A 6,584-nucleotide genomic window follows, 5' to 3' on the forward strand; every position below is an offset into this window, starting at 1 on the left:
ACACGGTAAAGATATTGTAGTGGTAAACAAAGACCGTCAAATTGCCGAAGCTAAGAAACATGCCTTATTAATGGCCGAAGCGGGTTATACACAACCAATTCGCAGAACGGATGTAAAAGTTTTGGGAAAACAAGCATTAGGAATGTTCTTAGTTGGAACCAATCAAATGGTGGCTGGAAAATACATCTCAGAACACGATCTTAAAATTGCAAACAAATTGGCGTATGTTATGGCTGGTGGTGATTTATCGGAACACACTTTGGTATCTGAGCAATATTTATTAGATATCGAACGTGAAGCTTTCTTATCACTTTGCACGGAGAGAAAAACATTGGAGAGAATTCAGTTTATGTTAACCAAAGGGAAACCGTTGAGAAACTAATTTTAAATTATAAATTATGAATTTTAAATGTGGTTTGAAATCATTCAAAATTTAAAATTCAAAATTCAAAATAATAATTATGAAAACAGCATATATAGTAAAAGCATATAGAACTGCAGTTGGTAAAGCGCCAAAAGGAGTTTTTAGATTTAAAAGACCTGATGAATTGGCAGCAGAAACCATCGAATTTATGATGAATGAATTGCCTAATTTCGACAAAACACGTATTGACGATGTTATGGTTGGAAATGCCATGCCAGAAGCAGAACAAGGTTTAAATGTAGGCCGTTTAATTTCATTAATGGGATTAAAAGTAGATGATGTACCTGGTGTAACTGTAAACAGGTATTGTGCATCTGGATTGGAAACAATCGGAATGGCAACTGCCAAAATTCAATCAGGAATGGCACATTGTATCATTGCTGGTGGAGCCGAAAGTATGAGTTATATTCCAATGGGCGGTTACAAACCTACGCCAGATTATAAAATGGCGGCAGCAGGACACGAGGATTACTACTGGGGAATGGGATTAACATCGGAAGCGGTGGCAAAACAATTCAACATTTCTCGTGCGGATCAAGATGAATTTGCTTTTCAATCTCACAACAAAGCATTGAAAGCTCAGGCTGAAGGAAAATTTGACAAACAAATAGTTCCAATTACAGTAGAGCAAACTTTTATCAATGAAAATGGTAAAAAAGAAACCAAATCGTATGTGGTAAACAAAGACGAAGGTCCAAGAGCTGGAACTTCTGTTGAAGCTTTAGCAAATTTAAAACCTGTATTTGCTGCCGATGGAAGTGTAACGGCTGGAAACTCTTCACAAATGAGTGATGGTGCAGCTTTTGTATTGGTAATGAGCGAAGAAATGGTAAAAGAATTAAACCTGGAACCAATCGCAAGATTAGTAAATTTTGCTTCAGCAGGCGTTGAACCAAGAATCATGGGAATTGGTCCTGTAAAAGCGATTCCAAAGGCATTGAAACAAGCGGGATTAACTTTAAATGATATCGATTTAATCGAATTGAACGAAGCATTTGCTTCTCAAGCATTAGCAGTTACTCGTGAATTGGGTTTAAATCCTGATATTATCAATGTAAATGGTGGCGCTATAGCATTAGGACATCCACTAGGTTGTACAGGAGCCAAACTATCTGTTCAACTTTTTGAAGAAATGAGATTAAGAAAAAGCAAGTACGGAATCGTTTCTATGTGTGTAGGAACTGGTCAAGGAACTGCAGGTATTTTCGAACTTCTATAGTTTATTTAAAATTTTGAATTATAAATTTTAAATTGAATGAAAGAAAATATTATTGCGACTAAAACATTTGATTTCGCTTTATCTGTGGTAAATCTTTTTGTTCAATTAAAAAAAGAAAATGAATTCATAATTTCTAAACAAATAATAAGATCCGCAACAAGTATTGGAGCAAATGTTGAAGAAGCAATTGCAGCGCAATCAAGAAAAGATTTTATACATAAAATGTCAATTGCATCCAAAGAAGCTAGAGAAACAAAATATTGGTTGAGGTTATTAGATAAATCAAATTTAACATCAATTTCAATGTCTGATTATTTAATTGAAGTAGAGCATATAATAAATATAATTACCAAAATAATTAAAACATCAAGCGAAAGCATAACAAAATAATTTAAAATTTAAAATTCATCATTTAAAATAAAAATAATGGAAGACATAACAAGAGGCGGACAGTTTTTAGTAAAAGAAACAAAATGTGAAAACGTATTTACACCAGAAGATTTCTCAGAAGAGCAAATCATGATGCGTGATATGGTAAAAGAGTTTTCAGACAAACAATTGTGGGCAAATAAAGATCGTTTTGAGAAAAAGGATTATGCATTTACCGAAGAAAGCATGCGTAAAGCTGGTGAACTAGGACTTTTAGGAGTTGCTGTTCCTGAAGAATATGGTGGGTTAGGAATGGGATTTGTATCTACAATGCTAGTTTGTGATTATATTTCGGGTGCAACAGGTTCATTCTCTACTGCTTTTGGTGCTCACACTGGAATTGGAACTATGCCAATAACGCTTTACGGAAGCGACGAACAAAAGAAAAAATACGTACCAAAATTAGCTTCAGGCGAATGGTTTGGTGCCTATTGCTTAACGGAACCAGGTGCAGGTTCTGATGCAAATTCTGGAAAAACCAAAGCAGTTTTGTCTGAAGACGGAAAATATTATTCTATCACTGGACAAAAAATGTGGATTTCTAATGCAGGATTTTGTTCGGTATTTATCGTTTTCGCAAGAATTGGTACTGATAAAAATATTACAGGTTTTATTGTAGAAAATGATCCAGCAAACGGAATTACAATGAACGAAGAAGAGCACAAATTAGGTATTCGTGCCTCTTCTACTCGTCAAGTTTTCTTCAATGAAACAAAAGTTCCTGTTGAAAACATGTTATCTGAAAGAGAAAACGGATTCAAAATAGCTATGAATGCTTTAAATGTTGGACGTATAAAACTAGCCGCAGCTTGTTTAGATGCACAACGTAGAGTTATTTCTGGTTCTGTAAAATATGCTAACGAGAGAATTCAATTTAATACCCCAATTTCTAGTTTTGGAGCGATACGTTCTAAATTAGCAGAAATGGCAACTTCATGTTACGCTGGAGAAAGTGCTTCTTATCGTGCTGCAAAAGGCATCGAAGATAGAATCATAGCCCGTGAATCAGAAGGTGCAACCCATCAAGAGGCAGAATTAAAAGGAGTTGAAGAATTTGCTATAGAATGTTCTATCCTAAAAGTTGCAGTTTCAGAAGACGTACAAGCTTGTGCTGATGAAGGAATTCAAATCTTTGGTGGAATGGGATTCTCAGAAGACACGCCTATGGAAAGTGCTTGGAGAGATGCTCGTATTGCTCGTATTTATGAAGGAACAAACGAAATAAACAGAATGCTTTCTGTTGGAATGTTAATCAAAAAAGCCATGAAAGGTCATATTGATTTATTAGGACCAGCATCAAAAGTACAAGAAGAATTAATGGGAATTCCATCATTTGAAACTCCTGATTATTCTGAATTATTTGCCGAAGAGAAAGAAATGATTGGCAAATTGAAAAAAGCATTCCTTATGGTTGCTGGTGGAGCGGTTCAAAAATACGGACCAGATTTAGATGCACACCAACAATTATTAATGGCTGCTTCTGATATTCTTATCGAAATTTACATGGCAGAAAGTACTATTCTTAGAACTGAAAAATTAGCCAAAAAAGAAGGTGAAGACAAGGTAAAAGAACAAATTGCAATGGCAAAGTTATATTTGTACCAAGCAGTTGATATTGTAACTCAAAAAGGTAAAGAAAGCGTTATTTCTTTTTCTGAAGGTGACGAACAACGCATGATGTTAATGGGATTACGTCGTTTCACAAAATATACAAATATGCCAAATGTTGTAGGTTTAAGAGAAATAATTACAACTAAATTAGTTGCAGAAAACGAATACTGCTTCTAAAAAAAATCTTTTTATTGATTTAAAAAAAGTCACACTAACTATTTTGTTATTGTGGCTTTTTATTTTGGGCGTTACCACAAGGGTCGGGCTTTCCGTTACAATCTTTTGTTTTTTAAAGAAAAAAACAAAAGGATTTTCACTCTAATCCCTAACGCAAATGCTGTTTATTTAGAATTTAGCCGTAATTTTATAACATAAATAAAAATCCTATGAAAAAGTTGCTCTTATTATCGTGTTCGCTTTTTTTAATCATAATTGCTTGTAAAACTTCTACAGGAAATAAAAATGAAATAAAAATTACTTTTTCTTCAAAAAGTGAAAGCACAGTTTCTGGAACTGCAAATTTTATCGAGAAAAACGGAACAGTAACAATGGTTGCTAACTTAAGCGGACTTACACCAGGAGAGCATGCCATTCACATTCACGAGAAATCTGATTGTTCGGCTGCCGATGGAAGTTCGGCTGGAGGACATTGGAATCCTACTTTCAAAAAACATGGAAAATGGGGCTCTGCAGAACATCATAAAGGAGATATTGGTAATTTTACTGCCGATGCAAAAGGAAATGCTACTGTAAAATTTTCTACTCCCGAATGGTGCATTGGTTGCGAAGACGAAACCAAAAATATACTTGGAAAAGGATTGATTGTTCATAAAGGAATAGACGATTTCACATCACAACCTGCGGGAAATGCTGGTGCAAGAGTGGCTTGTTCTGCAATTATCAAATAATATATTCCAATTTTCATTGAAAGAAAAAGTAATTTATTACTTCAAAAATTCTCAAGAATGGAGAAAATGGTTACACGAAAACCACCATTCTTCAACTGGGATTGAATTAATTTTTTATAGAGTAGACAGTCAATTTGAAAGTATGCGTTGGGAAGAAGCTGTTCAAGTTGCCATTTGCTATGGTTGGATAGATTCGACCGTTCGAAAACTAGATGATGAACTACGAAAACAAACTTTTACACCTAGAAAAGACAAAAGAGTTTGGAGTAAACTCAATAAAACCTATATCGAAAAATTAATTCCAGAAAACTTAATGCACGAAAGTGGATTAGCAAAAATTGAAATTTCCAAATAAAATGGATCTTGGACATCGCTCGATGCTATAGAAAATCAGGAAATTCCTGATGATTTACAAGTTGCTTTCAATTATAATAAAATTGCTTTTGAAAACTATACTAATTTCAGTCCGTCCTATCGAAAAAGCTATCTCTATTGGTTAAATCATGCCAAAAGAGAAGAAACTAGAAATTCCAGAATTTTAGAAATTATAAACCTTTGTGAACAAAATATTAAATCAAGACAATAAATTAATTTTTTTATATTTTACAAAAACTTAGCTTTGCATAATAAAATGAAATTATGATAAATCCTTCGGCACCAAGTTGGGTTGAAAAGTATTTTACAGACCAAAATAATGAGAATCAAACTGTAATAAATAATTATGATCAGTTTTACGAAAACACAAGAAAAACAGGTTTTCTAGTTGGTTATACAACACATTTTGTGACAACTAAAAACATAGAAACTAAAGGCTTAACAAACGAAGAACTCTCTAAAATTGGTTTATTAAATACCTTATTTGGGGTTTATCAATTGGTGAATAAAAATCGCATTCATTCAGTATTTATAAATGAATGTGTTACTTTTTATAAAACCTTACTTCCAAAAGAATCTAGCTTACTTGAAAAAATACTGCCTCAAGATTCTAATTCGAGTAAGCTCGAAAAAATAATAAATTCACGAATTCAAACCAATGAGAATATTATTAGCAAGAATTTCTCCAATATTCTAACCAATGCACTTATTTTTATCGATGTTTTGGCCTTTATGAGATATTTGGAAGAAGGAAAAATTTCTGATAAATACTTAAAAAAATCAGAGGAAATAATTGTAAATATTGTTTCATTAGCTTTAAAAACTAAAGAAGTAAAAACTAAGTATGATGATTTACTTCACAAACTGTTTGAATCCTCTGTTAGATATACCAAGTTTAACAAATTAGAAATTGTCTCTTTAGAAAATTTAGATTTATCCTATTTTGATGATACTTACGAGAAATATTATCTCATTGATATGGCAGGAATGGCTATGTGGAATGATGCTAAAATAGAAAAATCTGAACGAACTTTTCTATTTCAATTAGCAAAAAAACTAACTATTCCAGATTCATTTGTAGAAAAAAGTATTTCCGATATGAATTTATTTCTAACAACAAATAAAGATAAAATCCCATATTTTAATTTCTCGAATCCTGTAAAACATTTTTATGATCAAACCACTCAAAATGTTCACACCTTAATTTCTAGAAATAAAAACAGACTCGTTTTAGAAATATCACAAAGTAAAGAACTCATGAAGCTTCTTTCTCAATCTACAAAAAGAGATTTAAGTCCCGAAGAGAAGAAAAAAGTAAGAAACCAATTGTTAGATATTTGCAAAACAATCCCGTCATTAACTATTTTTCTAATTCCAGGTGGAAGTTTGTTATTGCCAATACTTATTAAATTTATTCCGCAATTATTGCCATCAGCATTTAACGAAAATCTAGAAAAAGAATAAATTTTACTATCATTTTAAATTATAGTTATTTATATTTGCATCATAAATAACTATATAATGACAATTACCCAATTACAATATGTATTAGCTGTTGCTGAACACAAGAATTTTACGCTTGCTGCCGAAAAATGTTTCGTAACACAGCCTACATTGA

Annotated in this window: 8 protein-coding genes and 1 pseudogene; all 9 read left to right on the forward strand. The window is 32.6% G+C overall.

Translation table 11 applies throughout. The features are described 5' to 3' along the window. A pseudogene (locus ACH2BP_RS00570) lies at positions 1 to 382 on the forward strand (3-hydroxyacyl-CoA dehydrogenase); the annotation flags it as partial. Between the two features lie 79 nt (positions 383 to 461). Continuing rightward, a complete protein-coding gene (locus ACH2BP_RS00575; RefSeq protein WP_395055980.1) occupies positions 462 to 1,643 on the forward strand; it encodes a thiolase family protein in 1,182 nt (393 codons plus the stop codon). Between the two features lie 36 nt (positions 1,644 to 1,679). After that, complete coding sequence (locus ACH2BP_RS00580) at positions 1,680 to 2,033, forward strand: four helix bundle protein (protein WP_395055982.1); 354 nt, start codon at positions 1,680 to 1,682, stop codon at positions 2,031 to 2,033. 36 nt (positions 2,034 to 2,069) lie between these two features. After that, positions 2,070 to 3,860 (forward strand): acyl-CoA dehydrogenase family protein, encoded by a 1,791-nt coding sequence (locus tag ACH2BP_RS00585; RefSeq protein WP_395055984.1) that lies wholly within the window; start codon positions 2,070 to 2,072, stop codon positions 3,858 to 3,860. Positions 3,861 to 4,069: 209 nt separating this feature from the next. Then, a complete protein-coding gene (locus tag ACH2BP_RS00590; RefSeq protein WP_395055986.1) occupies positions 4,070 to 4,591 on the forward strand; it encodes a superoxide dismutase family protein in 522 nt (173 codons plus the stop codon). 16 nt (positions 4,592 to 4,607) lie between these two features. Next, positions 4,608 to 4,946 carry a YdeI family protein gene (locus ACH2BP_RS00595; RefSeq protein WP_395055988.1) on the forward strand — a complete coding sequence of 113 codons (339 nt, stop codon included), beginning with the start codon at positions 4,608 to 4,610 and terminating at the stop codon, positions 4,944 to 4,946. Between the two features lie 42 nt (positions 4,947 to 4,988). Further along, on the forward strand, positions 4,989 to 5,177 hold the full coding sequence (locus ACH2BP_RS00600) for a YdeI family protein (RefSeq protein WP_395055992.1): 189 nt from the start codon (positions 4,989 to 4,991) through the stop codon (positions 5,175 to 5,177). Positions 5,178 to 5,230: 53 nt separating this feature from the next. Next, positions 5,231 to 6,430: an LETM1-related biofilm-associated protein gene (locus tag ACH2BP_RS00605; protein ID WP_395055990.1), complete on the forward strand. Its 1,200-nt coding sequence runs from the start codon at positions 5,231 to 5,233 to the stop codon at positions 6,428 to 6,430. Between the two features lie 57 nt (positions 6,431 to 6,487). Then, the coding region (locus ACH2BP_RS00610) for a LysR family transcriptional regulator (RefSeq protein ID WP_395055993.1) at positions 6,488 to 6,584 on the forward strand (97 nt) is incomplete at its 3' end.

The organism is Flavobacterium sp., assembly GCF_043756175.1.
Lineage (GTDB): Bacteria > Bacteroidota > Bacteroidia > Flavobacteriales > Flavobacteriaceae > Flavobacterium.

What these genes read in the sequence shown, in the direction of transcription:
- ACH2BP_RS00605 (WP_395055990.1), top strand. Translation starts at nt 5,231, where the DNA reads ATGATAAATCCTTCGGCACCAAGTTGGGTTGAAAAGTATTTTACAGAC.
- ACH2BP_RS00580 (WP_395055982.1), top strand. Translation starts at nt 1,680, where the DNA reads ATGAAAGAAAATATTATTGCGACTAAAACATTTGATTTCGCTTTATCT.
- ACH2BP_RS00590 (WP_395055986.1), top strand. Translation starts at nt 4,070, where the DNA reads ATGAAAAAGTTGCTCTTATTATCGTGTTCGCTTTTTTTAATCATAATT.
- ACH2BP_RS00585 (WP_395055984.1), top strand. Translation starts at nt 2,070, where the DNA reads ATGGAAGACATAACAAGAGGCGGACAGTTTTTAGTAAAAGAAACAAAA.
- ACH2BP_RS00575 (WP_395055980.1), top strand. Translation starts at nt 462, where the DNA reads ATGAAAACAGCATATATAGTAAAAGCATATAGAACTGCAGTTGGTAAA.